Genomic DNA, 24,089 nt, shown 5'->3' on the forward strand with positions numbered 1-24,089 from the left:
ATAGGATGGAGATTACAATGAAGAAAAAAGTGTACTTCAATCATGATGGCGGCGTAGATGATTTAATTTCATTATTTTTATTACTTCAAATGGAAAACGTTGAACTTACCGGTGTATCTGTTATCCCAGCAGACTGCTATTTAGAACCCGCAATGTCTGCCAGTCGTAAAATTATCGATCGTTTCGGCAAAGGTAATATTGCCGTAGCCGCTTCAAACTCTCGCGGGCAAAACCCGTTTCCGAAAGACTGGCGGATGCATGCATTTTATGTAGATGCTTTACCAATTTTAAATGAGTCTGGAAAAGTTGTAACACCCGTGGTGGCAAAGCCTGCACATCACCATTTAATAGAAACACTTCTACAAACGGAAGGAAAAACAACTTTATTATTTACCGGGCCCCTAACTGACCTTGCTCGTGCATTATATGAAACTCCCATCATCGAAGATAAAATTGAACGTCTCGTTTGGATGGGTGGTACATTTCTTACAGCAGGCAATGTACATGAACCAGAGCATGATGGAACAGCTGAGTGGAATTCGTTTTGGGACCCTGAAGCAGTGGCTCGTGTATGGGATGCACAAATTAAAATCGACTTAGTGACACTAGAAAGTACAAACCAAGTTCCGTTAACTATAAACATACGTGAACAGTGGGCAAAAGAACGAAAGTATATTGGTATGGATTTCCTTGGTCAATGCTATGCAATGGTTCCCCCTCTCGTTCACTTCTCAACGAACTCTACCTACTATTTATGGGATGTACTAACTACCGCGCTTGTCGGAAACACTAACCTTGCAAAAACTGAAACAATTAATAGTATTGTTCATACATACGGACCAAGCCAAGGACGTACAGAGGAAGCTACTAATGGACGACCTGTAAATGTCGTTTACGATGTAAAACACGATGTTTTCTTTGAATATATTACTAAATTAGCTAAAAAAGCTGCTACTTGAAACCTCAATAACACGAAAAAAATTTATTAAGAATGATATACTTTAATTAATATAACATGAGGTGATAAGATGGATTATGAGTTACTAAAAGAACGAATAGAAATTATAACTTCTAGAATTAAATACATAGGTGGTGAAGTTCAAGAAGTTTATATAGATGAACCATCTTCCCTTGAACAAATAATCCAAGTAGAAGAAAAACTGGATATTAAACTACCAAATAGCTTCAAAAAAGTACTTTTAGAGTTCTCAGGAAATTTTAGCTTACGCTGGTTTTTACCTGACGATGTAGAGCTACCAAATGAATTTACTGATATTTTTTGCGGAACACCCCACTGGAGTTTAGAAAGTCTTTCTAAATTCGAAAAAGAACGTAAAGACTTGGTTGACGAGTTTTTTTCAAATTTAGATGATGAATATGATGTAGTTTGGCACAACAAATTAGCATTTTGTGAAGTGGGAAATGGAGATTATTTAGCATTTGATATGAAAGATGATATAGATGCTCCAATAATTTACCTAAGCCACGACGATGGAGAAGGACATGGGTATAAGATTGCGAATAATTTCATTGAATTCATTGAGAATTGGTCAAGAGTAGCTTTTGTAGGATGCGAAGATTGGCAGTGGTTACCTTTCACTACCAGTTTTGAAAGTGGTATAAATCCAGATGATGAACCAGCCAAAAAATTTAGAAATTGCTTGGGACTTAATATTTAAAAGAGTATTGAATTAAATTTCAATACTCTTTTTGTGCAATTTAATTATATTTGATTAATGTAGTGTCTTACAGATTATTCATTTCATAACCATTGACAAAATACGTTATTGTTTCTAACTCATCTTCATTTAATTCTCTATCTAGTTCTTGTTTGTACGCTGCCTTTATCTTCTCTTCATCGCCCTTATGAGCTTCTGTATAAGTTCCTACTGCTTTTAACAAGCGAATCTCTTGTAAAAACTCCTCTCGATTTATCGCTTCCCCATGAGAAAGAATATATGTCTCAGCATCAAATTTTTCTAATTCATCTATTAATGCAAACGTTCTTTTCGTCGTATAGTTCCACTTCGAGGAAAAAATATCTGCATATATACAGTCCCCTAAAAACAATATCTTTTCTTCTTTTATGTACATAACAACTGAATCATGTGCATGATCTCCGCCCACATGTTTTAACACGCATGTCACCTCACCAAGATCTAATTCCATTTGATCCTGGAACGTTAAGGCCGGAGGAATAATGTTAATATTTCTCGCTTTTTCTTCAAACTCTTTCTTGATGCAATCCGCACAAAATTCAATTTCAGTACCCTCTTTTACGCGTGCATCCAACGCTTCATCTGTCCATTCATAAGATACTATTGTCTGCATTTCTTTTTTCGTTTCAGCGTGCGAAATAGTTAATGCATTCCGTAATACAGATAATCCAAAAATATGATCCCAATGCCAATGCGTTAGTGCTACGAAATCTGGATTCGATACATTTTGTTCTTTTAACATTTCTAAAAATAATTGTGCATGTTCTTCTGAATTCCCTGCATCGATCATTAACGTTTTTTCTTTTCCAACAACCATTCCTAATATAGGTCTATCTGTTTCAGAAACAGGTGTCATATACCAAAATGAGTTTCCTATTTTTTTAATTTGTTGCATAACCAATTCCCCTTTTCATTTCCTCACTTAAGTTTAATATATAGATTATAACGAATCACTACTTTTTTCTCTATACTCAAACACAATTACTTGGACTAATCTAACTTTTCTTTTCGTAAGCTAAAAATAAGGGAATAGAATCGGAGTGTGATACTATGGAACGTTTATGGATCCCAATGATTGTAACATTTTTTTCGTTCGGTGGATTGCTATTAGGCGGTGCTGTTGGAGTAGCAACACGCCAACTCATTGAAGAAAAGATGCATCGTTTATACGCATTATGTGGCGGTATTTTGTTTGGGTTATTGTCACTTGAAATTATTCCTGAAACATTTTCAAGCTATGAAATGATTGGACCTATACTTGGTATAGCTATCGGTATTTTAGTTATGGGCTTATTAGATAACTATTGTCACCATCCAATGATACATAAAAAAGATCAACAAGCATGGCAAACCTTTCTTTTTCTCTCTTTCGCTATATTTATTCATAATATACCGAGTGGATTTGCGTTAGGTACAGCTTTTATAAATCATAATGACTCTGCCATTCCCTTTTTAATAGCAATCGTCGTTCACCATATTCCAGAAGGATTAGCTTTAATTATTCCATTTCTTTTTACAAAACATAAATATATTTCCTTTTTATTAACAACTTTATTACTTTCTCTTATTCTCGGTACTGGCACAGTTTTTGGCATTTTGATGGAAGGAAAAGCTCTTCACCTGCAAGGCCTCATTATGGGAAGTGCTATTGGTTCACTTGGATATGTCACAATTCATGAAATGCTTTGGAAAGCTAAGAAACAGCTCTCTTTCCTTACATTTCTAATGTGGGCAACTAGTGGTTTTTTACTAATAACAGTGTTCACTTTATTCGCTGGTCATCATTAAAGTTGCTAAAGTGAAACTTTTGTTCCTCCCACACTGATTCTTGGATTACAAATAACCAGATAAATTTTCTTATTTGTATATTTTTCCTATTTTTCCAAAACATAATGTTATCTACCTATTATAAGGAGGAACAATTATGTTTGGGAAAACAGCCGGTGAAGCATTAGTTGATTTATTAATTGACTGGGGAGTAGAACACATATACGGCATGCCTGGAGATTCCATTAATTCTATCATTGAAGCTTTAAGAAAAAAACAAGATAAAATTAAATTCATTCAAGTTCGCCATGAAGAAGCTGGTGCATTAGCAGCGGCTGCCTATGCGAAATTAACAGGAAAACTTGGCGTTTGTATGGCAATTGCAGGACCTGGTGCTATTCATTTATTAAATGGTTTATATGATGCGAAACTCGATAAAGCCCCTGTTCTAGCAATTTCAGGTCAAGTAGAAACCGATTTACTTGGAACGGACTTTTTCCAAGAAGTAAATTTAGAAAGATTGTTTGATGATGTTGCGGTTTATAACCAGCGTATTATGTCAGCAGAGCAACTACCTGCCGTAGTGAATCAAGCAATTCGAATGGCTTATACGAAAAAAGGTGTATCCGTTCTTACAATTCCAGATGATGTCCCTAAATTCGAAGTAAAAAATGGTGCCCGTGTTACAAATACTTCTTTTACTTTGCCTGAGTTGTTTCCACAAAAAAACGATTTAGATGCAGCGAAACTCGCAATAAATGAAGCGAAAAGGCCTGTGATTTTAGCTGGAAAAGGAACAAAACATGCGAGAGAATCTTTACTTGCATTGGCAGAACATATTGGTGCTCCAATCGTACTTACATTACCAGCTAAAGGAATTATTCCTGATGAACACCCTCTTTGTATTGGTGGATTAGGATTAATTGGAACGAAACCTTCTTATGAAGCAATGAAGCATGCAGATACTTTAATTATGGTCGGTACTTCTTATCCGTTCACCGGCTTCTTACCTGAAAAAGCAAAAACAATTCATATCGATACAGATCCTGCCCAAATCGGGAAACGTTATGCGACAGATATTGGTTTAGCTGGTGATGCTGATAAAACATTACGATGGTTAATTGAAAATGTTGAAGAACACACAGACCATTCCTTCTTAGAACATCACCAAGAAATGATGAAAAAGTGGGAAGAAAAATTACACGATCAAGAAGAAGACTCTTCCATTCCAATTAAACCACAACGCGTTATGCATGCTCTGCAGCAAGTAGCACATGATGACGCAATTCTATCAGTCGATGTCGGAAATGTAACAGTATGGACCGCAAGACACTTCCGTATGACAAACCAGCAATTTGTCATTTCTAGCTGGCTCGCAACACTTGGTTGCGGTTTACCTGGTGCTCTTGCTGGAAAAATTGCATTCCCGGATAAACAAGTATTTGCAGTTTGTGGTGATGGCGGATTTGGAATGACGATGAATGACTTCGTAACAGCTGTAAAATATAAATTGCCAATCGTTGTCGTCGTATTAAACAATAATAAAATTGCGATGATTAAATTCGAGCAAGAAGTTATGGGTAATATCGAATTCGAAACAGATTTAACGAACCCTGATTTTGCAAAATATGCAGAGGCGTGTGGAGGTATTGGATACCGTGTTGAGAATTTAGATGAACTCCTTCCCGCTTTCGAAAATGCAGTAAAACAAAATAAACCGTGTATTATTGATGTAGTTGTAGATGCTAACGAAGCACCAATGCCAGCAAAAATCACATTTGGTCAAGCCGCTGGTTATACGAAGCATATGATAAAAGAATTATTTGAAGAAGGTAAGATTGATTTACCTCCACTTTAAACGAAAAAAGATAGCTGAAAACAATTTGTCTTCAGCTATCTTTTTTATTTTTGTATCTCTCTATAAAAAGAAAAGTCATTCATAGTTGGTTGTACTTGTTTCTCTACTTGTAATTCTTTACTTTCCCTCTCTAGCTTTCTCACATTTCCTAACTTAATCGCATCTTGCATGCTATTACTAATTAGATTTCCAGCTAAAATTGTCATACTATAAAAAGCAATCGGTATAAGTACAATCCATGTATGAGTAGTTAAATGACGGAAGTTTTGACCAATTAGGCCGGTCCATTCTTTTGTTACACTATCTGCCTCTGTACCAAAGATAATTGTTCCACCAAAAAATAACTCTAACAAGCCAAGATGCAAGAGAAGTAATAAAGTACTCACAAATTGTTGAGCAACAAGTAAAAAAAATGATGGTAATACGTGTGGCCATACGTGATTTTTCACTCTATGCCATTTACTGCCCCCAAGCACAGTTGCTGCCATCATAAATTCTTCTCTTTTTATCCGACGGACTTCCTGCGCTGTATATAACATAATTGTTGGTACCGCTAAACACGTAAGGATAACCATTTGAAATATTACCCTTAAATGAAACGGCTCTGGTACTGTCCCATTTTCAAACACTAAAACTTCCTTTAACACAAAAAAAGAAATCATAACCATAGGTACAATGCTGAACGGATCAAAAAAAGATGCTATAACTGGAAAAGAACGTTTGCTATACATACCAAGAAGCAAACCAATACCTCCTCCAACTATAACTCGTAGAATCGCTATAATTACGCTCGCACCAACTGTCCATTTCGCTCCTTCTATTATTAGCTGGAAAAGATCGCGTCCTTTCTCATCACTACCGAACCAAAATTTATTCGACGGTGAAAATGGAGCAGCCTCTAGTTCTCCTTTTTCGTTATACATCATCGTAAGTTCACGGATATTCCCATCGAAAAATAAAGTATTTCCAATACTAACAATCATAAGTACGCTTAAAAAAGTAACACCAAACCAAAATCTCACATCTCTTTTTACAACTTGCCACATGCTAAACACGCTCCTTTATTACATTTTGTAAAAACGTATGTAATAAACGAAATAGTATAAAAAGCGGTACGTATAATATAATTAAACTTACTGTAAATATTTCTAATTTCGAATTTTCTTTTACAAAAACAAACATACCGTACGTATTAAATATCCATTCAATAATATATAAATTTGATAACATAAATAAAATATTTGTTTTTGCATAATAGATTGTTGTTAACAAAACATTTCTTGAAATATGATTTGTTAAAATATGTCGTAAACTAAGCCCTTTACTTTTAGCAAATATACTATAATCTTTCTCTAATTCTTCTCTGAAACGTAATAGTAGTAGCTTAATAAATAATAGTGTTGTAGGCAAAGTTAGACATATTATTGGCAATAGGCGAGCCCTTTCCTCCCCAATCCCCGCTAGTTTTACTGGCATAAAGCCTGTCTTTTGAAAGATTATTACGACTAGAAGTTGCGATAATAAAATTATTAAAATATCTGGGATGCTTTCAAGTACAACAAAAATCCCATTCCACATTCGTTGCTTTGATTGAGACCGTTGTAATACCCACACAACGAGAACATACGCAATAAGTAATGACAGTAAAAATGCCGAAATAAATACAAACATTGTCTCTAAATAATGAATCCATATTTGCGGAAATAATTTCCTCGAATCTCGAAATCCATATGTAATTTCCCAAGGTTGGAGTAACTTTCCTCCAATAAACACAATCGTGTTCCAAAAACCAATTAAATCAATTTGTAATCCCTTAAATAATCGAGGGAGCGCACCTAAACAGATTATACATAGAATTGCAGCGAATAATTGTAAACAAGTAATCCCACACCACTTAGCAGTTCGCATCAACATAACTATTACCCCTTTAAAAAAGAATATTCAGAAAAAACAAACATCTTCAACCATACCTTGAATTCGCTTTTTCCCACTTAGTAAAATAGCTTGGAATAAACACGTAACAAAAAATAATCAACCAAACACGATAAATCCCAAAAGTAATTTTTTTAAAGTTTCATTTTGGTATATATACCTAATCCCTTCTTTAAACTCTGTTATTAACATCTTCAAATTAACTTCTTTCCATTTTGTTCTACCATTTGGTAAACGAACTTTTTCTGGAATGGAGATCGTTTGAATCAAAATACCACTCGTAATAAAAGTAAGTGTATTTACTAAAATGCTCCCATAAATTCCAAAAGTCCAGTACACCATCGTTGCAATTCCTACACCAAACAAAGCATACAAACTATTTACCATTTGATTAATACCTGCTGCTGCACCGTATTGGTCTGATTCAACTACTCCCTGTATCATCGATTGTTCTAATGGAGAGAAAAATTGTATACATGCATTTTCCAAAAATAAAAATATAAAGACAAGTATAATCATCCCGTAATAAAGCGAAATTAGGATTCCAATATTACAGAGCGAACAACATATGTTACTTACTGTACATATACGTTGTCTATCAAAACGATACACTACTGTCCCTACTAATAGAAAAAAGATTCATGCAGGTAATGCAATCATAATTTGTGTCATCGTTGCGTAAACTGGTTGTTTTCCGTATTAATCTAGCAAATAAAATATTAAAAAAATTCCAGCAATCATAGAACCGAGTCGCTCTAAAATATTTGCTAGAAAAAACGTGCATACACTTTGTTGCGAAATAACTGTAGCATTTCTTTCATACTTCGTATCCTTTCTCTCGACAAAATAGTATTATTTTAGTAATTTCTTGGAAGTTACATTATATTTTTCGACCATTATCCAATCTTTTCCTTCTTTATAAAAAACATAAAAAAGAGCCCTTATTCTCAACACAAGGACTCTTTTCATAAACTATTTAGCTACTTCTTCTTTCGGCATTACCATACCTTTATAAAGTTGAACAGTTATCCAGTAATACATGAAATAAATGACTAAGAAGATTCCTATTGGCACCCACACTTTCACAAACGGGTCAACTAATATAAAGCTGAATAAGTTAAGCCCAACTAAAACGTGAGAAATGCCAATGATCGCTGGGAAGATAAATAAATATGAAATTTCTTTATATATACTTTTCGTTAACATACTACGTCTCACACCAATTTTTCGTAACATTTCATAACGGCGTACGTCGCGAGAAGCACCTGTTAATATTTTGAACATAAGGGAACTTGCCATCATTGCTAAAAAGGCAATTCCGAGGAAAAATCCCATAAACATCGTTCCGCTCATGAAGCTGTTCATAAACTGATAAATTGTCATTTTCGTAAATAAGTCTACCTTTTCACCTGTTGCTTTTTCAATTTGTGCTTTTTGTCTCTTATCTATTTCGATCAATAACGGTTTATATTTTTTCATATCATCTACTTTTGCTAATGTTACAGTATGTTCTGTTCCTTGAATCCCTTTATAATGCTCTTCGTCTGCAATTCTTACTGGTTTTCCGCTAAATTGATTATGCGTAATTTGTATCTCTCTTACAACTGCGTCTTCCCAATCCTTTGGCATATGAGGGAATTTTGCTAATTCAGGAGCCTCTAAAGCTGAATATACAGGTTCAGTTAAAGGTTCAGTCACACGTTTGCGAACAGGCTCTTTTAAAGTTTTTGTATCAAAATGGTCTGAAACAAGTGGCGGTTTCGCAGTTAAGTCGTTACGTAAATAATAAACCGCTTCTCCATCTACTTTATATTTGTACTTGCTTTCTTCAACAATTTCCATTTCTTTTAAGGCAGCTTTGTCTTGATCATTCGGATCATGAATTACAACATCATATACACGAGAAAAGTCTGTCATAATACCTACATTTTTTTGGAACGCCATACCTGCCGTCATCGCACCTGCGCCTAATGCAATTAACATTGCTACAGTACCTAATACTCTCGATAAACTATTTACTCGAAAGCGTAGCTGTGCATATGTAAAACTATTTAGACCAGTTTCATTTCGTTTTTTATTCCCCTTAATTTTCATCACAAAAAATGGAAGTAATGAACTAAAGATAAAATATGTTCCAAGTGTTGTAACGATGGTTGCTATAATAAAACCTAATTCAGCATATATTTTTACATTGATCATAAAATAGTACCCTGTACTTACTAGTAATACACCAAGTACTGTCATTATTATAATGCGAGTTTTACTTTTCTTCACTTCATCTAGTGTTTCATCTTCACGAATTAACTCTAATTCAGTTTTACGTAACAATCGGACACTGTTCATTAAGCCAGTAATGAAAAATAGTATTAAGAAGAAAATAGCTGTGACTAAAATTGCTGGTGTGTATACAGATGCATAACTACCTTTTGCTGAAATTTCCATTCCATTCATTAAAAAGTTTCCTGCTACACTTGCAAGTAACATCCCTACTAAAATACCGATAATAATACTGACAATCCCCATACCGAATGTTTCAATAAATAATAACTGTGCTACTTTTTTCTTTTTCGCACCAAGCATCATGTACATACCGAGTTCTTTTCTTCTTAACGTGAGTAAGAAAGAGTTGGCATATATAATATAAAATACAGTAATGAAAGATAATAGTATTGCACCTACCCAAAAGACGAGTCTAATACTACTAATTAGGCTATTATCTTTCGTAAATTCACTATTCATCGCCATCGTTTGGAACATGTAGAAAATACTAATACTAATAACGAGGCCAATAAGTAAAACCATATAATCTTTTAACATCTTTTTCATACTATGACGTGATAATTTAAATAACATAGTTTCGCCCCCTACTTAGACTCAGCAGCTGAGCCCATATGAGCGAGCACACCTAAAATGTCTTGATAGAAATTCTCTCTAGTGCCTTGTCGATTTAATTCTTTATAAAGAAGACCATCTTGAATAAATAAAATACGCTCACAATAACTTGCACTAAATGCATCGTGTGTAACCATCAAAATACTTACATTGTGATTTTCATGTAAATCTTGCATCGCTTCTAATAAACTTTTTGCGTTTTTACTATCAAGCGCACCTGTCGGTTCATCTGCTAATACAATTGCTGGATTATGTACTAAAGCTCTGGCCGCCGCTGTTCTTTGCTTTTGTCCTCCAGAAACAGCCGTCGGATATTTTGTTAAAATTTCGGTGATGCCTAATTTCTTCGCAACGTCATTTACCTTTCCAGTAATCTCACTTGACGGTACGCCTTGCAAAGAAAGTGGTAAAGCTATATTTTCATAAATTGATAAATTTTCTAGAAGATTAAAATCTTGAAAAATGAAACCTAATTTTTGAGAGCGAAAATCAGATAACGCATTGCCCTTCATAGAAGTAATATTTGTACCAGCTATCGTCACACTACCACCTGTCGCTTGGTCAAGTGTACTTATCACATTAAGTAAAGTCGTTTTTCCAGACCCAGAAGGTCCCATGATCCCGACAAATTCTCCTTCTTTAATACTTAACGATACACCCCTTAATGCTTTTGACTGATTCTCATTTCTTTTCCCATACGTTTTTTCTACACTTTCTACAGTAACTACATTTGTTGACATCTCTTTCACTCCATCCCTTTTGTATAAAATTAATTTCTCACATATTTCTTATTATTTTGTCATGTGAATCCTTAAGGATTTTTTAATTATTCATTTAAGAAGAGTTACACCTGTAACATGAACCTTTTTCCTACTTCATATTCTCATTTTTCTACAACTCGTTCCCTCGATTTCGCTTACATTTACCTTACATTTTTGTAAGATAAAAAAGAAAACACACTAATTTCTAATAGTGTGTTTTCTTTACAATCAATATTTTCTATTCTTTATTTCTTCTTCAATACTTGCCACAAATACATCTAGCGCAATAACTTCTGACTTCTCTTCCCCATATTTACGTACATTTACAGCTCCGTTTTCCATTTCCTTATCCCCAATAACAAGAATATAAGGAACTTTTTGCATTTGTGCTTCTCTTATTTTATATCCTAATTTTTCATCTCGCACATCTCGTTCGACACGAACACCAGCTTGTGCTAATTTATCCGCAACCTCATCTGCGTATTGTACATGAACTGCATTCGAAACTGGAATGACTTTCACCTGAACTGGTGCCACCCATGCCGGGAATGCACCTCCAAAGTGCTCAATTAATATTGCTAAGAAGCGATCTAATGACCCTAAAACTGCCCTGTGAATAACAACTGGTCTTTTCTTTTCATTATTTTCATCTATATAATTTAAATCAAATTTCTCTGGCATTTGGAAATCAAGCTGGATTGTTCCGCACTGGTGGCTTCTATTTAAAGCATCTTTAATATGAAAATCAATTTTCGGCCCGTAAAATGCACCGTCACCTTCATTTAGTCTATATTTATAATTTAGCGATTGTAATACATTTTCTAATGCCGCTTCTGCTTGCTCCCATAATTTATCATCACCCATTGAATCTTCTGGACGAGTAGAAAGCTCTACTTCATATTCGAATCCAAAAGTTTTATATACGTAATCAATTTGCGCCATTACTGATTTAATTTCATCTTCAATTTGTTTTGGAGTTACAAATAAATGTGCATCATCTTGGCAGAAAGTACGTACTCTTAATAATCCGTTTAACGCACCACTAAATTCATGACGATGTACTTGACCAAATTCACACATACGAATCGGTAATTCACGATAAGAATGCAATTTATTTTTAAACATAAGCATGTGCCCTGGGCAGTTCATCGGTTTTAATGCAAAACTTTTATTATCTACTTCAGAGAAATACATATTATCTTTATAATGTCCCCAGTGCCCTGATCTCTCCCATACTTCTTGGTTCATCATGAACGGAGTGCGTACTTCTTGATACTTATACTCTTTTTGAATTTCTCTTAAAAATGCTTCCAATTCGTTACGAATCATTTGTCCTTTCGGTAAATAAAACGGCATTCCCGGAGCCTCTTCAGAAAACATAAATAACTCAAGCTCACTGCCTAACTTACGATGATTTCTTTTTGCTGCTTCTTCAACGAAATGTAAATACTCTTCTAATTCTTTTTGAGAAGAGAATGCAACACCATATATGCGCTGAAGCACTTGGTTATTACTATCACCTCGCCAATATGCACCGGAAACGTGAGTTAATTGAAATGCTTTCAAATAACCTGTAGATGGTAAATGTGGTCCTCTACATAAATCTACAAATTCACCTTGTTTATATAGTGTTACACTTTCCCCACTAGGAATTGCTTCTAAAAGTTCTAATTTCAAGCGGTCGTTCATTTCTTGAAACAGTTTAGCTGCTTCTTCTCGAGAAACCTCAACTCGTTCTATCTTTATATTTTCATTTATGATCTTTTTCATTTCTTTTTCGATTTTTCGTAAATCTTCTATGTTTACACTACTTGGAAGATCCATATCATAATAAAATCCATTTTCAATAACAGGCCCTACTCCAAGATTTATATCACCATACAATCTTTTTACAGCTTGCGCTAAAATATGTGCCGCGGAGTGTCTTGCAATTTCTACCCCTTTATTTGAATCTATAGTAATGATTTCCACTTCCGCATTTTCTTCAATATTTCGGCGTAAATCATATAATCCATCATTTACTTTCCCCGCAACTGCTTTCTTTTTCAAACTACTGCTAATGGATCCAGCAATTTCTTCTAAAGTAACTCCATTTACAAATTCTTTAACGCTACCATCTGGAAATTTAATTTCAATCATTTGTTCTTTCATTTTTCATCTCTCCATTTCATAATAAAAAGCACACTCATCCCTAAAATAGGGACGAGCGTGCTTTTACCCGTGGTTCCACCCAGATTCCCATTGTAAACAAACAATGGCTTCTTTTACGGTAACGTCGTTTATACGGCACTAGATACTTAATTTCCCTAGTGCAGCTCTAAGGTGGTAAGTTATTTTTCTGCGTTAGGAAGTTCTCAGCTTTCCTTCCTTCTCTGTATAACCGGGTAAAATAACTCGTGTCCTTTTCTTCGCTTATTATGAAATTGAATGCAAAAAAGCATATTCATCCCTAAATATAGGGACGAATATGCTTATATCCGTGGTTCCACCCAGATTCCCATCACAAAAAAACATAATGGCTTCTTTTGCGATAACGTCGCATACACGGCACTAGATACTTAATTTCCCTAGTGCAGCTCTAAGGTGGTAAGTTATTTTTCTGCGTTAGGAAGTTCTCAGCTTTCCTTCCTTCTCTGTATAACCGGGTAAAATAACTCGTGTCCTTTTCTTTGCTTTTTGTAAAACATCCATTTATTGTTATTTAATATATCTTATTCATTTTATTTTTGCAAGTGTTTAAAAAAATTATTTATTTAATTTAAAAAAGCGAAACCAAATTTTTTTGGTTTCACTTCACAATTTTACCAATCTTGTGGTTCGTAATTTAAGTCTGCAAATAGACGTCTTTTCTCCTTCTTCGTTAAATCTCTCCACTGCCCAACTGGTAAATTATTCAATTCAATATTCATAATTCTCGTACGTTTTAACGTGTATACTTGATAACCTAAAGCTTCACACATACGGCGAATTTGGCGATTTAGCCCTTGTGTTAAAATAATTTGGAACTCATATTTTGATAACTGTGTAATCTCACAAGGAAGCGTTTTTGTTCCTAAAATTTTAACACCCGCTGCCATTTTCTCTAAGAAATCAGGTGTAATTGGCTTATCTACTGAAACGATATATTCTTTCTCATGTTTGTTTTCAGCACGTAAAATCTCATTAACAATATCGCCATCATTCGTTAACAAAATTAAACCGTCAGAGTCTTTATCAAGACGTCCAATGTGACTAATTCGTAAAGGATGATTCACTAAATCAATAATATTACCTTTTACTGATTTTTCACTCGTACATGTAATACCTACTGGTTTATTTAAAGCGATATATACGTGATCTCGAGCAATTCGAAGCTGCTCTCCATTTACTCGTACATCATCACCTGGGTTCACTTGGTCACCAATTTTTGCAACCTTACCGTTAATAATTACTCTTCTCTCATTAATTAGTTTATCCGCTCCACGTCGAGACGCTTTTCCAGCTTCACTAATAAATTTATTGATACGCAAATTAGGCACATCCTTTTCTAAAAAAATTTCAAGCTCACACTGCTTCTACCGTACAATACAAAAGGGTAAGCCTCCTATTATAACTTAAATATATTAACATGAAAGGGTGTATAACGTCTTCTATTAATTACTTGTTTATAAGAAAATCTCTTTATTATACATTCATTTATGCACTTTTTCAGCGTTTAATATACAAGCCATTCTTCCTTACATACAGCTTGTTTTCCTTTTATCTCTTCTATCTCTTCATGAATATTAGCTAATTTATATAAATCTGTGAAAATCTCTTCCACATAATGTTGGTGCGTCTTTTCATCTTTCCAATACGTTAACACTATGTAACGATTTTTATTTTTTAAAGACTTCCCAACTACTCCACCTAACATTCCTTTTGCTTTTTCCATTCCTTTATCCCAAATTGTTTCTTGCTTATGTAAAAAATGATTTTCCTTTTCCATCTTTACATCACATATAGCAACTCTTACGAATAATCCTTCTGTAACAACGTCTTTCAAATGCGTATCAGTTATATCATACAACGTTTGAAATAATTCAATTTCACATGAAAGAAACGTATCCTCTTGATTACTATTTAAATAAATTGTATCGTGAGCACCATTCATAAATGATTGATATGTACTTCTATCTTCCCATAAAGTAAATACACATGCCTCATCTTCATACCATCCACCAAATTGTCCATGAAAACCATCTAGGTGCCGTATATCACGCCATTTTCCTTGCGAATTTGAAAACAATTCCTTTTTCTCTTCTTCCACCTTACAGTAGATTGTTTTTAGTAACATTTTTAATTCCCCCTTATCTTACATTCCATTTCCCATCTGCAATACTTTCTACTTTTCTCCTAAACGAACATTATTTTTACTCTCTATTTCTTCAGCTCTTATATGTACTAAAGAGGGCCTTTTCATCTCGTATCCTTGTTCAACACGCATATTTATTTTTTCTGTTCCCACAAAAACGATACTTTAAAAGATAGGCTGTTAAATATCCATTTGAACTTCCTTTTGTCACATCTTCCGGGATCCCATAATAGTCTGCAAAATCACGAACATTTAGATCGTTCATTTATTTACATAACATAATTATATTCTTCTAGTTATCTATAGTATTCAAAAAAGCAGCCGCTCTTTCTATCAGCCATTCACCAAACGTACTTAAAAATAATAAAATTTCATTTATATCATTTATCGGTTCAATTTCATATTGTAATGCCTTTCTCATATTTTTTTCTTGTTCGGGAAAATGCTTACTAAATAATTCATAGGCAGGATATAAGTCTCTGGAATAAAGTCCTTCTCTCTCAATTGTCAATGCTAGACCTGACCTGATTATTATCTTCATAATCCAACGACAACAATCAGCTATATCTTCCACGCCTTTATTATGTATTAACTCTTTGCGTGCTTGTCCAATTTGTTTTCCCAATTGAATAAGATGTTCATAGGCTAACTCCTGACTTACTTTATATTTAGGCAAAGACAATGTTACATCTTCACCAAATATACATACTCCATGTGTCTGTATCATGAAGCTTATAAAAGAAAAACTCTTGGAATTTATCACTTCTTTTTCACTGTAAAAACTCAATTCCACTCCTGTTATACAATTGAATTTTTGCAAAATTTTAATTTCTAGTTTCTTTCGCCAACTTAAGTCTATTAATTTAGGATCCTTTCGCACTAATATAATTACATCTATATCAGCAATACCTTTAATTCCAATCCCTCTTGGAATTGAGCCTCTTATATAAACACTGTGTAAATCATCCTGTAACAATTCACAACAAGTATTTTTTATTTCTTGTATTACCTCCATAAATATAGGTTGAACTTTTTCAATATGTGCATCATTTATAATATATCCTTCATCATCAGTAGAACAAAAACGACCTATCTTTTTTATACTTGGCAATTTGTCATCTCCATACTAAATATTATTTTATTCTATACACATAGTAATTATAATTTAAATAATTCAGAATTAAAAATCAAAAGATATAGAAAGTAAACAATCCTACAATATCATTCACTTCCTATCTCTCTTATCATCAATTATTTTTCAAATAAATAATACGTAATTTCTCCCGGATAATGTACTACTGCTACCTTCCGCTCCCCTTTTTTAAAACTAACAGTATGCCCGTTTTCCCCTAAGTTCTCCCATCCATTTGCCTTTGTAATAGGCATTACACTTATATATTGATAGTCCTCTTTCTTATCATCGTTAATATGAATTGCTGACATTGGTACTGGAAAACCTTTAATTTTAGATTCTTTATTCATAAATATGAATGCAATTAAACCAACTAATAACATAACCATTGAAATACTTGAAACCAGTTTTCTTCTATTCATTTTCACTAAAAACCCTCTTTTCTCGCATACAACTTTCATCATTTTACTAACTTTAATTATTTATGTATAAAAAAGAAATAATTAAAATTATTTCTAACCTATTTTCTCTACTTTAAACAACATTATTGTTATATATTATAATTATAAGTTTTTAAATTTTGGAGGCGTTACATATTGCGGAAATTACTTTTTACTAAATGGACAGTTGTTATTTCTATTTTCATCATTTTCGGTACGATTTTCTATGTTACTAATGTTAAAAATAACAACGAAAAAGCAACTGTAGAAACAGCGGATACAAAAACTTTCAAAACTAAATTACAACCTAAAATTAATGAATTGACTACTCATTATAATGACATCATCGAAAAAGATTGGTTACCTGCCTGGGAAGAGATTAACACAAATGGAGATTCAGTAGATCGAAATAAACTATTAGTTACAATGAGTGCTGTTTCCAAGCAGTACGAAACAATTATGAACGAAATAGACACGCTTAAAATTGAAGAAAACATAACAGATATAGATATACAAAAACAACTACTTCAATTCACAAATCAGTTTAAATCCGCATCAAATTTCATGAAAAATGCAGCAAATTTGATTATAGACGGAGCAAATAACTCTACTCCAACCGATGAAACTATTGAAAAAACAAAACAAGCTTTAGGACTTGCGGATCAACATATTGTCATCGCTTTATCTACTTTAAATGAAGTTGAAGATAAATTAGGACTTACAAAAAAATAAAACTATTTACTATTTTAAAATAAAAAATGATTGCAATTCACAATTTGTATGTCTATAATGTTTTTATTGATTTACAATCAATGTGTTTATAAATTTTATAATTCGGATGAACCATTCAGGAGAAGGTCTATTGATCTACCGACGGGGCAAAAAGTTGTTATACCAACTTTGAAACTCTCAGGTCTTGGTTACAAGTAGAACTGCATGGGGACGAATCTCTGGAGAGACTCCCTCTCGCTTTCATAGAGCGCGGAGGAAAACGAGCACCGAAGGAGCAAATCCGCTACTTTAGCGGATAATCTCTCAGGTAAAAGGACAGAGACAAGCGAAAGAAAAAGCCGATTGTATCGGTTTATTTTTCTATCCCTTGTTTCTCCAGAGACCATTTCATTTACTTGAAGTGGTTTTTATTTTTTCTAAAAAAGGAGAATAAAGATGGAGACAGTAAGTAAAGTATTAGAACAAATGAATCAATACGTGTGGGGATTACCAACTTTGTTGCTACTCGTTGGAACAGGTATCATTCTCACAGTGCGTTTGAAAGGTTTACAGTTTAGTAAACTATTATACGCTCACAAACTAGCGTTTAAAAAATCAGAAGATACTTCTTCTTCTGGAGATATTAGTCACTTCCAAGCACTCATGACAGCTATGGCCGCAACGATTGGTATGGGAAATATAGCCGGTGTTGCAACAGCGGTTACAATTGGTGGTCCTGGTGCAATATTTTGGATGTGGATTACCGCTTTATTCGGTATGGCAACAAAGTATGCCGAGGCAATACTTGCAGTAAAATACCGTGTTAGTAATGAAAATGGTGAATATTCAGGTGGACCAATGTATTATTTAGAGCGTGGTTTAGGTAAGAAATGGCTGGCAGTATTATTCGCTATATTCGGCACAACTGCTTCTTTCGGTATTGGTAATATGGTGCAATCTAACTCAGTTGCAGAGGCAATGCGAATTAATTTCTCTTTCCCTCCTGCTTTAACTGGTATAGTAATGTCATTTTTAATCGCAATTGTTATTTTAGGCGGTGTAAAAAAAATTGGGAAAGTGACGGGATATGTCGTTCCTATTAAAGCTTTCTTTTATATAATTGCTGGTCTTATAATTATTTTCTATCACTACGACCAAATTCCAGAAGCATTTTCACTTATTTTTTCTGGTGCATTTAATGGTACAGCAGCTGCTGGTGGTTTTATTGGGGCAACAGTTGCATCAGCTATTCAAATCGGAATGGCGCGTGGTGTATTTGCGAACGAAGCTGGTTTAGGGAGTGCCCCTATTGCCGCGGCGGCGGCAAAAACTGATTCGCCTGCAAAGCAAGCTTTAGTTTCAATGACTGGTACTTTTCTAGATACGTTTATTGTATGTACAATTACAGGACTAGTATTAATTACTACAGGTGCTTGGAGATCTGGTAAAACTGGCGTTGAAGCTACAACACTTGCATTCCAATCTGTATTTGGTACTGCTGGTAGTATGATTCTCGGTATCGCAATTATTTTATTTGCCTACTCTACTATTTTAGGCTGGTCGTATTATGGGGAAAAATGTGTAGCTTATTTATTCGGAGAAAGTGCAGTTAAATATTATAAAGCAATCTTTATTGTTATGATTGCAATTGGTGCTAATTTAAAGCTAGGAATCGTATGGACATTTGCTGATATTGCAAATGGACTTATGGCAATTCCAAACTTGATTGGTCTAATTGGATTAAGTAGTATTGTTGTTGCTGAAACGAATCGTTTTTTACAAGCAGAGAAATTGAAAGAAAATAATAAAAAACAGGCAAGTTAATCTATGAAAAAAGGAATGACTCATACATGATGAGCATTCCTTTTTTCATCCCCTCTTTTACTCAATTACTATCATTAAAAATATATTTATATCAATATTTACTCCTTTTTATTCCTCCAAAAGTTTTTCACATAAATGTCATAAATCGTATGGTCTAACTATATAGTTGAAAAGGAATGCGACATTAAAGTGTCGCTGAAAAACTCATCCAAGAAAAGGGAGGAAAAATCTTTTGAAAAACAAAATCATTGTTTTCCTATCTGTTTTATCATTTATTATTGGTGGTTTCTTCTTTAACACGAATACTTCAAGTGCTGAAACATCATCTACTGATTACGTTCCTAACCAATTAATCGTTAAGTTCAAACAAAATGCATCTTTAAGTAATGTGCAATCTTTTCATAAATCTGTCGGAGCTAATGTCTTATCTAAAGATGATAAGTTAGGTTTTGAAGTCGTACAATTTTCAAAAGGTACTGTAAAAGAAAAAATAAAGAGTTATAAAAATAATCCAGATGTGGAATATGCAGAACCGAATTATTACGTTCACGCCTTTTGGACTCCAAACGACCCATATTTTAATAATCAATATGGATTACAAAAGATTCAAGCTCCACAAGCTTGGGATAGCCAACGAAGTGATCCTGGTGTAAAAGTAGCTATTATTGATACAGGAGTTCAAGGCTCACACCCTGATTTGGCTTCGAAAGTAATTTACGGGCATGACTATGTTGATAACGACAATACATCTGATGATGGTAATGGTCATGGTACACATTGTGCTGGAATTACTGGAGCACTTACGAATAACAGCGTCGGAATTGCTGGTGTTGCCCCACAAACTTCAATTTATGCTGTCCGCGTATTAGATAATCAAGGAAGTGGTACTCTTGATGCTGTAGCGCAAGGTATTCGAGAAGCTGCTGATTCGGGTGCAAAAGTAATTAGTTTAAGTTTAGGAGCTCCAAATGGTGGTACTGCATTACAACAAGCCGTTCAATATGCATGGAATAAAGGCTCTGTTATAGTTGCAGCTGCTGGAAATGCTGGAAATACAAAAGCTAATTACCCTGCTTATTACAGCGAAGTAATTGCAGTTGCTTCTACAGATCAATCAGATAGAAAATCTTCATTCTCTACTTATGGTAGCTGGGTAGATGTTGCAGCACCAGGTTCAAATATATATTCAACATATAAAGGAAGTACGTATCAATCATTAAGTGGTACATCTATGGCAACACCTCATGTTGCAGGAGTCGCAGCTCTTTTAGCAAATCAAGGATATAGCAATACACAAATCCGCCAAATTATTGAGTCTACTACTGATAAAATTAGTGGTACAGGTACGTACTGGAAAAACGGTAGAGTCAATGCATATAAGGCTGTACAATACGCTAAGCAATTACAAGAAAATAAAGCTTCTTAATAAATAAAGTAAAATTTTAATCAGTCGATCTACCATTAATGCCGGATAAAATAGAAGGAGAGACTTCTACAATTAAAGCCTCTCCTTTTTACAAACTATATTACTCTCCCTGCTTTTTAACCATATGTAAATACAGTACAAAATCCATCATTGTCGACGAATGACCAAGTTGACGGATCATCGCTGTTATATTTCCTCTATGATATGTACCATGATTTACGACATGTTGCACTAATTCTAAAATCGAAGTTTCTAATTTCCCTACATATGGATTCTCAATAACAAATACAGCATTCACATCTTGTATTGTAATTAAAAAATCTTTATATTGATTTGCCATGTTTTCAAACATTTTTTCTAATTCATGTAACGATTTAGTTTCAATTTGTTTTCGTAAATCTTCTCGGTCTTGTATTGCTTCATTCATACTTTTACCATGCAATATATGTAACCACACTTGATCTGTAATATAAATATGCACAAAAGTATCCTTAATGGATGGGAATACACTCTGTATCTGCTCATTAAAAATCGTCTCATAGTTTGGTAACTCTTTTAATCGATTGAATAATCTAGTATTAGCCCAAGCATGGTAATCACACTGTTTTAATATATAATCTTTCAACTTATATTACCTCCTTATTGTATGAAACGAATGGTTTGTTTCTTCATTTCTGATTCTCTATCAGCCTTTGCAATCCCTTTTTCTTTCATTTCATGCTTATTTATCGTTTTATATTTTACATACGTATAAAATTCCGTTTGAAATGGAAATGGTGTAATCCGAATCGTTTCCTCGTCCACCCATTCAGCTTGAATAAGTTTCTCCTCTTTACTATTAAACATTTCTGTTCCTTCAAAACCATCTTTAAATAAGTCAATTTCATCTTTCTTTTTGACACCAGGCTTATTCATACATACGTATAAAGAAAGTTCATCACAAAACTTTAATAATCTATAATGTTTATCGAACATCGCAAACTGTTCCTTTGTTAACGTTTTCAAGATTCTTTTTTGTCGTTCTAATTCATGTTTATAAAATGACATCATCTCTTCATCTTCCTCGTTTAGTGGAAATGATAAAAAATGTTTACTACAAAGCAATGCCCCGTATGGATTAGAATTTTCAATTTCATTCAAACCAATCGTATAAAAAACAAAACGTAATGGGCTTGGACAATCCATAAATGTATATGGAATATTTTTAGCATCATTCAAAATTGGTACTTTATCAAGCTCTATCCATCCTCTGTCATGCTCATATATTGCATCAACTGTTTCTTTTAAATATATTTTACTTTCAAAAAAGTCTTCTTTTATATGTTTTGCAATCTCTCCAGCTAAAAAACCATGATCATGTTGACGAATTAATATACTTTCCTTCTCATTTTTTTCACGAAAAATCATTCATATACTCCCCCTCATCCTCATATTAAAGCTTTTTATATGCATCGATTCTTAATTAATCCCTAAATAATAGAAGGGATTCAGTCTCTTGCAACGAAATTAACATAATTATATAGTATTCTTTCTAATCATAGTGATAGCTTTATCTTTACTATCTATTATACTAAAACATTCATTCCAAAAATTTTTTTATGAGGTGAAAACATGAACAAAACAGAATTAATTAAAAACGTAGCTCAATCAGCTGATATTTCTCAAAAGGACGCTTCTGCAGCTGTACAATCCGTATTTGACACAATTGCTAATGCATTACAATCTGGAGATAAAGTTCAACTAATCGGGTTTGGAACTTTTGAAGTGCGCGAAAGATCTGCTCGTACAGGACGTAATCCGCAAACTGGCGAAGAAATTCAAATCGCTGCTGGTAAAGTTCCTGCATTTAAAGCAGGTAAAGAATTAAAAGAAGCTGTTAAATAAACAAGAAACCAGCCATTTTATAGGCTGGTTTCTTGTTTTTATTTAAGCAATTCCTTTATATTCTCTGCATGATACACTTCACAAATATAAAATACACATTTGCAGTTACTTACAATTTGATACTTTCTAGTTGGATACACATTCGCTGTAACAGAACATCCATCAAACAATTCAATAATATTTCCAGATGGCTGATATCCTTCATATAATACGTTTCTTCTTACTTCCATCTTTTCTATAAGCTTTTCAACAGGAATATTTCCACTCTCTAATTCACTCTTTATTGCGTCCGGTAAAAACGAAGTGTCTGCAAAAATTAGATTTTCAGATAACACCTTGCCTTTATAACTAACATTAGATACACGGTAAAGAAATGTTCCATCTTTATCAAAGAAATTCTTTGCTTCTTTCGGAATGTACTGTCTACCAAGTGCCTCTTGTTCAAGAACATCAAACTGAACTGTATCATTTAAAAGCTTTTCTAAAGCATGAATGGATGATGTATCTCCAGAAAATAAAATATTTTTAATTGCTTGTACGTTATAAGTGAATTCATTCTTTCTATTTTCCGCTACTAACATGAGGAACACCTCTTCTATAATTTTTTTATTTAAGATTTAAAAGTGCTGCCGCATCTAATTGCGTAATTTCAGTTACTTCCTTACTGAATATTGCAACAGAGGCCCTATAATCTAAACTAGGCTTTACATCTTCCATCATTGTATTATTTAATAACTCTTGTCTATCCTTAAAAACCAACAAGTTTGGAGGATCATTTGGAGCTGATACTGTAATATGTACTGGCGGAATCATTAGTCCTTCACCTGTCGCTTTCAGCACCGCTTCTTTTCGAGTCCAATATGTTAAAAATCCTTCTATTTTCTGTTCATTTGGCAGTTTCATAACTTGCGCTATTTCAATGTCTGTTAATACACCTTCTGCCATTTTCATAACATCTACATTTGGATTCATTTGTTCTACATCTATGCCAACAGGTGCAGATTTTGTAAAAGCAACGACAACCCACTCACCTGAATGCGAAACGGATAATTGCGGCATACCTTCTGGTAATTGTGGTCTTCCATGCTGCACTTTACATACTGAGCACATTCGATCAATTGGTACTTGGACTGGTGACATAGAAAGTATCTTACCGAGAACTAATCTACTTACTACGCAACCTATTATAAAACGAGCTCGATCTGCCGAATGATGATACGAATTTGCTTTCTCTCGCTCTATATCATTTAGTAAATTGTAATGCCATGATTGTAAATCCGAAATTCTTGCCCACCATATTTGACAATCATTCTCATTCAAAGTTGGAATAGAATCTACAACTTTACTTTCTATCATGTAAACTCTCCTTTATTCAACGAATATCAATTTTCATAAGAAAGCATGCGTATAT

Annotated in this window: 23 protein-coding genes, 1 pseudogene, 1 riboswitch and 2 other annotated features; of the genes and pseudogenes, 8 read left to right on the forward strand and 16 right to left on the reverse strand. The window is 33.9% G+C overall.

From position 1 onward, the window contains the following. The first annotated feature begins 5 nt into the window (after positions 1-5). Together HMAS_RS12685 and HMAS_RS12690 are read left to right on the forward strand one after the other, a co-directional pair. A complete protein-coding gene (locus HMAS_RS12685) occupies positions 6-959 on the forward strand; it encodes a nucleoside hydrolase (protein ID WP_116344866.1) in 954 nt (317 codons plus the stop codon). A 69-nt stretch (positions 960-1,028) separates the two neighbouring features. Then, positions 1,029-1,679: an SMI1/KNR4 family protein gene (locus HMAS_RS12690; protein ID WP_025709637.1), complete on the forward strand. Its 651-nt coding sequence runs from the start codon at positions 1,029-1,031 to the stop codon at positions 1,677-1,679. A gap of 67 nt (positions 1,680-1,746) precedes the next feature. Here HMAS_RS12690 and HMAS_RS12695 read toward each other — a convergent pair whose 3' ends face one another. Next, positions 1,747-2,613 (reverse strand): MBL fold metallo-hydrolase, encoded by an 867-nt coding sequence (locus HMAS_RS12695; RefSeq protein ID WP_001184097.1) that lies wholly within the window; start codon positions 2,611-2,613, stop codon positions 1,747-1,749. 155 nt (positions 2,614-2,768) lie between these two features. Between HMAS_RS12695 and HMAS_RS12700 the strand changes: the two genes are divergently transcribed. Both HMAS_RS12700 and HMAS_RS12705 read left to right on the forward strand, forming a co-directional pair. After that, a complete protein-coding gene (locus tag HMAS_RS12700) occupies positions 2,769-3,506 on the forward strand; it encodes a ZIP family metal transporter (protein ID WP_000440615.1) in 738 nt (245 codons plus the stop codon). 136 nt (positions 3,507-3,642) lie between these two features. Further along, positions 3,643-5,343 carry a pyruvate oxidase gene (locus tag HMAS_RS12705; RefSeq protein WP_000467225.1) on the forward strand — a complete coding sequence of 567 codons (1,701 nt, stop codon included), beginning with the start codon at positions 3,643-3,645 and terminating at the stop codon, positions 5,341-5,343. Positions 5,344-5,387: 44 nt separating this feature from the next. Here HMAS_RS12705 and HMAS_RS12710 read toward each other — a convergent pair whose 3' ends face one another. The 11 genes and pseudogenes from HMAS_RS12710 to HMAS_RS12760 all read right to left on the reverse strand — a co-directional run bounded on the left by HMAS_RS12710 (position 5,388) and on the right by HMAS_RS12760 (position 16,857). Continuing rightward, positions 5,388-6,389 carry an ABC transporter permease subunit gene (locus tag HMAS_RS12710; RefSeq protein WP_000267878.1) on the reverse strand — a complete coding sequence of 334 codons (1,002 nt, stop codon included), beginning with the start codon at positions 6,387-6,389 and terminating at the stop codon, positions 5,388-5,390. A 1-nt stretch (position 6,390) separates the two neighbouring features. After that, on the reverse strand, positions 6,391-7,257 hold the full coding sequence (locus HMAS_RS12715; protein ID WP_000929104.1) for an ABC transporter permease subunit: 867 nt from the start codon (positions 7,255-7,257) through the stop codon (positions 6,391-6,393). Positions 7,258-7,377: 120 nt separating this feature from the next. Further along, a pseudogene (locus HMAS_RS12720) lies at positions 7,378-8,096 on the reverse strand (MFS transporter); the annotation flags it as partial. A gap of 151 nt (positions 8,097-8,247) precedes the next feature. Further along, a complete protein-coding gene (locus HMAS_RS12725; protein ID WP_000897859.1) occupies positions 8,248-10,128 on the reverse strand; it encodes an FtsX-like permease family protein in 1,881 nt (626 codons plus the stop codon). Between the two features lie 11 nt (positions 10,129-10,139). Further along, positions 10,140-10,907, reverse strand: a complete 768-nt coding sequence (locus HMAS_RS12730) for an ABC transporter ATP-binding protein (protein WP_000106426.1) — start codon at positions 10,905-10,907, stop codon at positions 10,140-10,142. 249 nt (positions 10,908-11,156) lie between these two features. After that, the gene (gene thrS, locus HMAS_RS12735) at positions 11,157-13,079 is read right to left on the reverse strand and encodes a threonine--tRNA ligase (RefSeq protein ID WP_048535150.1); all 1,923 of its coding nucleotides are present in this window, start codon (positions 13,077-13,079) and stop codon (positions 11,157-11,159) included. Positions 13,080-13,123: 44 nt separating this feature from the next. After that, positions 13,124-13,346, reverse strand: a binding site (T-box leader). 36 nt (positions 13,347-13,382) lie between these two features. Then, positions 13,383-13,607 (reverse strand) — a binding site (T-box leader). Between the two features lie 122 nt (positions 13,608-13,729). Further along, positions 13,730-14,437 carry a 23S rRNA pseudouridine(2604) synthase RluF gene (rluF, locus tag HMAS_RS12740; RefSeq protein ID WP_001222170.1) on the reverse strand — a complete coding sequence of 236 codons (708 nt, stop codon included), beginning with the start codon at positions 14,435-14,437 and terminating at the stop codon, positions 13,730-13,732. A gap of 185 nt (positions 14,438-14,622) precedes the next feature. Next, on the reverse strand, positions 14,623-15,243 hold the full coding sequence (locus tag HMAS_RS12745) for a YdbC family protein (protein WP_046392681.1): 621 nt from the start codon (positions 15,241-15,243) through the stop codon (positions 14,623-14,625). Between the two features lie 139 nt (positions 15,244-15,382). Continuing rightward, a complete protein-coding gene (locus HMAS_RS27945) occupies positions 15,383-15,526 on the reverse strand; it encodes a PhzF family phenazine biosynthesis protein (protein WP_176748650.1) in 144 nt (47 codons plus the stop codon). Between the two features lie 27 nt (positions 15,527-15,553). Next, positions 15,554-16,372 carry a nucleotidyltransferase gene (locus HMAS_RS12755; RefSeq protein WP_116344867.1) on the reverse strand — a complete coding sequence of 273 codons (819 nt, stop codon included), beginning with the start codon at positions 16,370-16,372 and terminating at the stop codon, positions 15,554-15,556. A gap of 140 nt (positions 16,373-16,512) precedes the next feature. Continuing rightward, positions 16,513-16,857, reverse strand: coding sequence for a hypothetical protein (locus HMAS_RS12760; RefSeq protein WP_046392680.1), 345 nt, complete (start codon positions 16,855-16,857; stop codon positions 16,513-16,515). A 132-nt stretch (positions 16,858-16,989) separates the two neighbouring features. Between HMAS_RS12760 and HMAS_RS12765 the strand changes: the two genes are divergently transcribed. The 3 genes from HMAS_RS12765 to HMAS_RS12775 all read left to right on the forward strand — a co-directional run bounded on the left by HMAS_RS12765 (position 16,990) and on the right by HMAS_RS12775 (position 20,794). Continuing rightward, positions 16,990-17,565 carry a hypothetical protein gene (locus HMAS_RS12765; RefSeq protein WP_001228757.1) on the forward strand — a complete coding sequence of 192 codons (576 nt, stop codon included), beginning with the start codon at positions 16,990-16,992 and terminating at the stop codon, positions 17,563-17,565. Positions 17,566-17,773: 208 nt separating this feature from the next. After that, a riboswitch (glycine riboswitch) is annotated at positions 17,774-17,894 on the forward strand. 106 nt (positions 17,895-18,000) lie between these two features. Next, a complete protein-coding gene (locus HMAS_RS12770) occupies positions 18,001-19,368 on the forward strand; it encodes an alanine/glycine:cation symporter family protein (RefSeq protein ID WP_016109930.1) in 1,368 nt (455 codons plus the stop codon). 232 nt (positions 19,369-19,600) lie between these two features. Further along, the gene (locus HMAS_RS12775) at positions 19,601-20,794 is read left to right on the forward strand and encodes a S8 family peptidase (RefSeq protein WP_000790937.1); all 1,194 of its coding nucleotides are present in this window, start codon (positions 19,601-19,603) and stop codon (positions 20,792-20,794) included. Between the two features lie 100 nt (positions 20,795-20,894). Here the strand turns inward: HMAS_RS12775 and HMAS_RS12780 are convergent, their stop codons facing one another. Together HMAS_RS12780 and HMAS_RS12785 are read right to left on the reverse strand one after the other, a co-directional pair. Beyond that, positions 20,895-21,419, reverse strand: a complete 525-nt coding sequence (locus HMAS_RS12780; RefSeq protein WP_000656267.1) for a DinB family protein — start codon at positions 21,417-21,419, stop codon at positions 20,895-20,897. Positions 21,420-21,433: 14 nt separating this feature from the next. Next, positions 21,434-22,201 (reverse strand): DUF3891 family protein, encoded by a 768-nt coding sequence (locus HMAS_RS12785; protein WP_048535159.1) that lies wholly within the window; start codon positions 22,199-22,201, stop codon positions 21,434-21,436. 204 nt (positions 22,202-22,405) lie between these two features. Between HMAS_RS12785 and HMAS_RS12790 the strand changes: the two genes are divergently transcribed. Then, entirely contained in the window at positions 22,406-22,678 is a 273-nt protein-coding gene (locus tag HMAS_RS12790; protein ID WP_001043905.1) for an HU family DNA-binding protein, read from the forward strand. Positions 22,679-22,716: 38 nt separating this feature from the next. Here HMAS_RS12790 and HMAS_RS12795 read toward each other — a convergent pair whose 3' ends face one another. Both HMAS_RS12795 and sfp read right to left on the reverse strand, forming a co-directional pair. Continuing rightward, the gene (locus HMAS_RS12795) at positions 22,717-23,259 is read right to left on the reverse strand and encodes a hypothetical protein (protein ID WP_048535161.1); all 543 of its coding nucleotides are present in this window, start codon (positions 23,257-23,259) and stop codon (positions 22,717-22,719) included. Between the two features lie 25 nt (positions 23,260-23,284). Beyond that, complete coding sequence (gene sfp, locus HMAS_RS12800; protein ID WP_025709703.1) at positions 23,285-24,034, reverse strand: 4'-phosphopantetheinyl transferase Sfp; 750 nt, start codon at positions 24,032-24,034, stop codon at positions 23,285-23,287. Positions 24,035-24,089: the final 55 nt, after the last annotated feature.

Source organism: Bacillus sp. HMA207, assembly GCF_003402455.1.
Classification (GTDB): Bacteria; Bacillota; Bacilli; order Bacillales; family Bacillaceae_G; genus Bacillus_A; species Bacillus_A cereus.

Bases quoted from the DNA above. Each gene is read 5' to 3' on its own strand.
- HMAS_RS12690 (WP_025709637.1), top strand. From the start codon at position 1,029: ATGGATTATGAGTTACTAAAAGAACGAATAGAAATTATAACTTCTAGA.
- HMAS_RS12790 (WP_001043905.1), top strand. From the start codon at position 22,406: ATGAACAAAACAGAATTAATTAAAAACGTAGCTCAATCAGCTGATATT.
- HMAS_RS12770 (WP_016109930.1), top strand. From the start codon at position 18,001: ATGGAGACAGTAAGTAAAGTATTAGAACAAATGAATCAATACGTGTGG.
- thrS (WP_048535150.1), bottom strand. From the start codon at position 13,079: ATGAAAGAACAAATGATTGAAATTAAATTTCCAGATGGTAGCGTTAAA.
- HMAS_RS12685 (WP_116344866.1), top strand. From the start codon at position 6: ATGGAGATTACAATGAAGAAAAAAGTGTACTTCAATCATGATGGCGGC.
- HMAS_RS12725 (WP_000897859.1), bottom strand. From the start codon at position 10,128: ATGTTATTTAAATTATCACGTCATAGTATGAAAAAGATGTTAAAAGAT.
- HMAS_RS12730 (WP_000106426.1), bottom strand. From the start codon at position 10,907: ATGTCAACAAATGTAGTTACTGTAGAAAGTGTAGAAAAAACGTATGGG.
- HMAS_RS12695 (WP_001184097.1), bottom strand. From the start codon at position 2,613: ATGCAACAAATTAAAAAAATAGGAAACTCATTTTGGTATATGACACCT.
- HMAS_RS12710 (WP_000267878.1), bottom strand. From the start codon at position 6,389: ATGTGGCAAGTTGTAAAAAGAGATGTGAGATTTTGGTTTGGTGTTACT.
- HMAS_RS12700 (WP_000440615.1), top strand. From the start codon at position 2,769: ATGGAACGTTTATGGATCCCAATGATTGTAACATTTTTTTCGTTCGGT.
- sfp (WP_025709703.1), bottom strand. From the start codon at position 24,034: ATGATAGAAAGTAAAGTTGTAGATTCTATTCCAACTTTGAATGAGAAT.
- HMAS_RS12705 (WP_000467225.1), top strand. From the start codon at position 3,643: ATGTTTGGGAAAACAGCCGGTGAAGCATTAGTTGATTTATTAATTGAC.
- HMAS_RS12795 (WP_048535161.1), bottom strand. From the start codon at position 23,259: ATGTTAGTAGCGGAAAATAGAAAGAATGAATTCACTTATAACGTACAA.
- HMAS_RS12785 (WP_048535159.1), bottom strand. From the start codon at position 22,201: ATGATTTTTCGTGAAAAAAATGAGAAGGAAAGTATATTAATTCGTCAA.
- HMAS_RS12745 (WP_046392681.1), bottom strand. From the start codon at position 15,243: ATGTTACTAAAAACAATCTACTGTAAGGTGGAAGAAGAGAAAAAGGAA.
- HMAS_RS27945 (WP_176748650.1), bottom strand. From the start codon at position 15,526: ATGAACGATCTAAATGTTCGTGATTTTGCAGACTATTATGGGATCCCG.
- HMAS_RS12760 (WP_046392680.1), bottom strand. From the start codon at position 16,857: ATGATGAAAGTTGTATGCGAGAAAAGAGGGTTTTTAGTGAAAATGAAT.
- HMAS_RS12715 (WP_000929104.1), bottom strand. From the start codon at position 7,257: ATGTTGATGCGAACTGCTAAGTGGTGTGGGATTACTTGTTTACAATTA.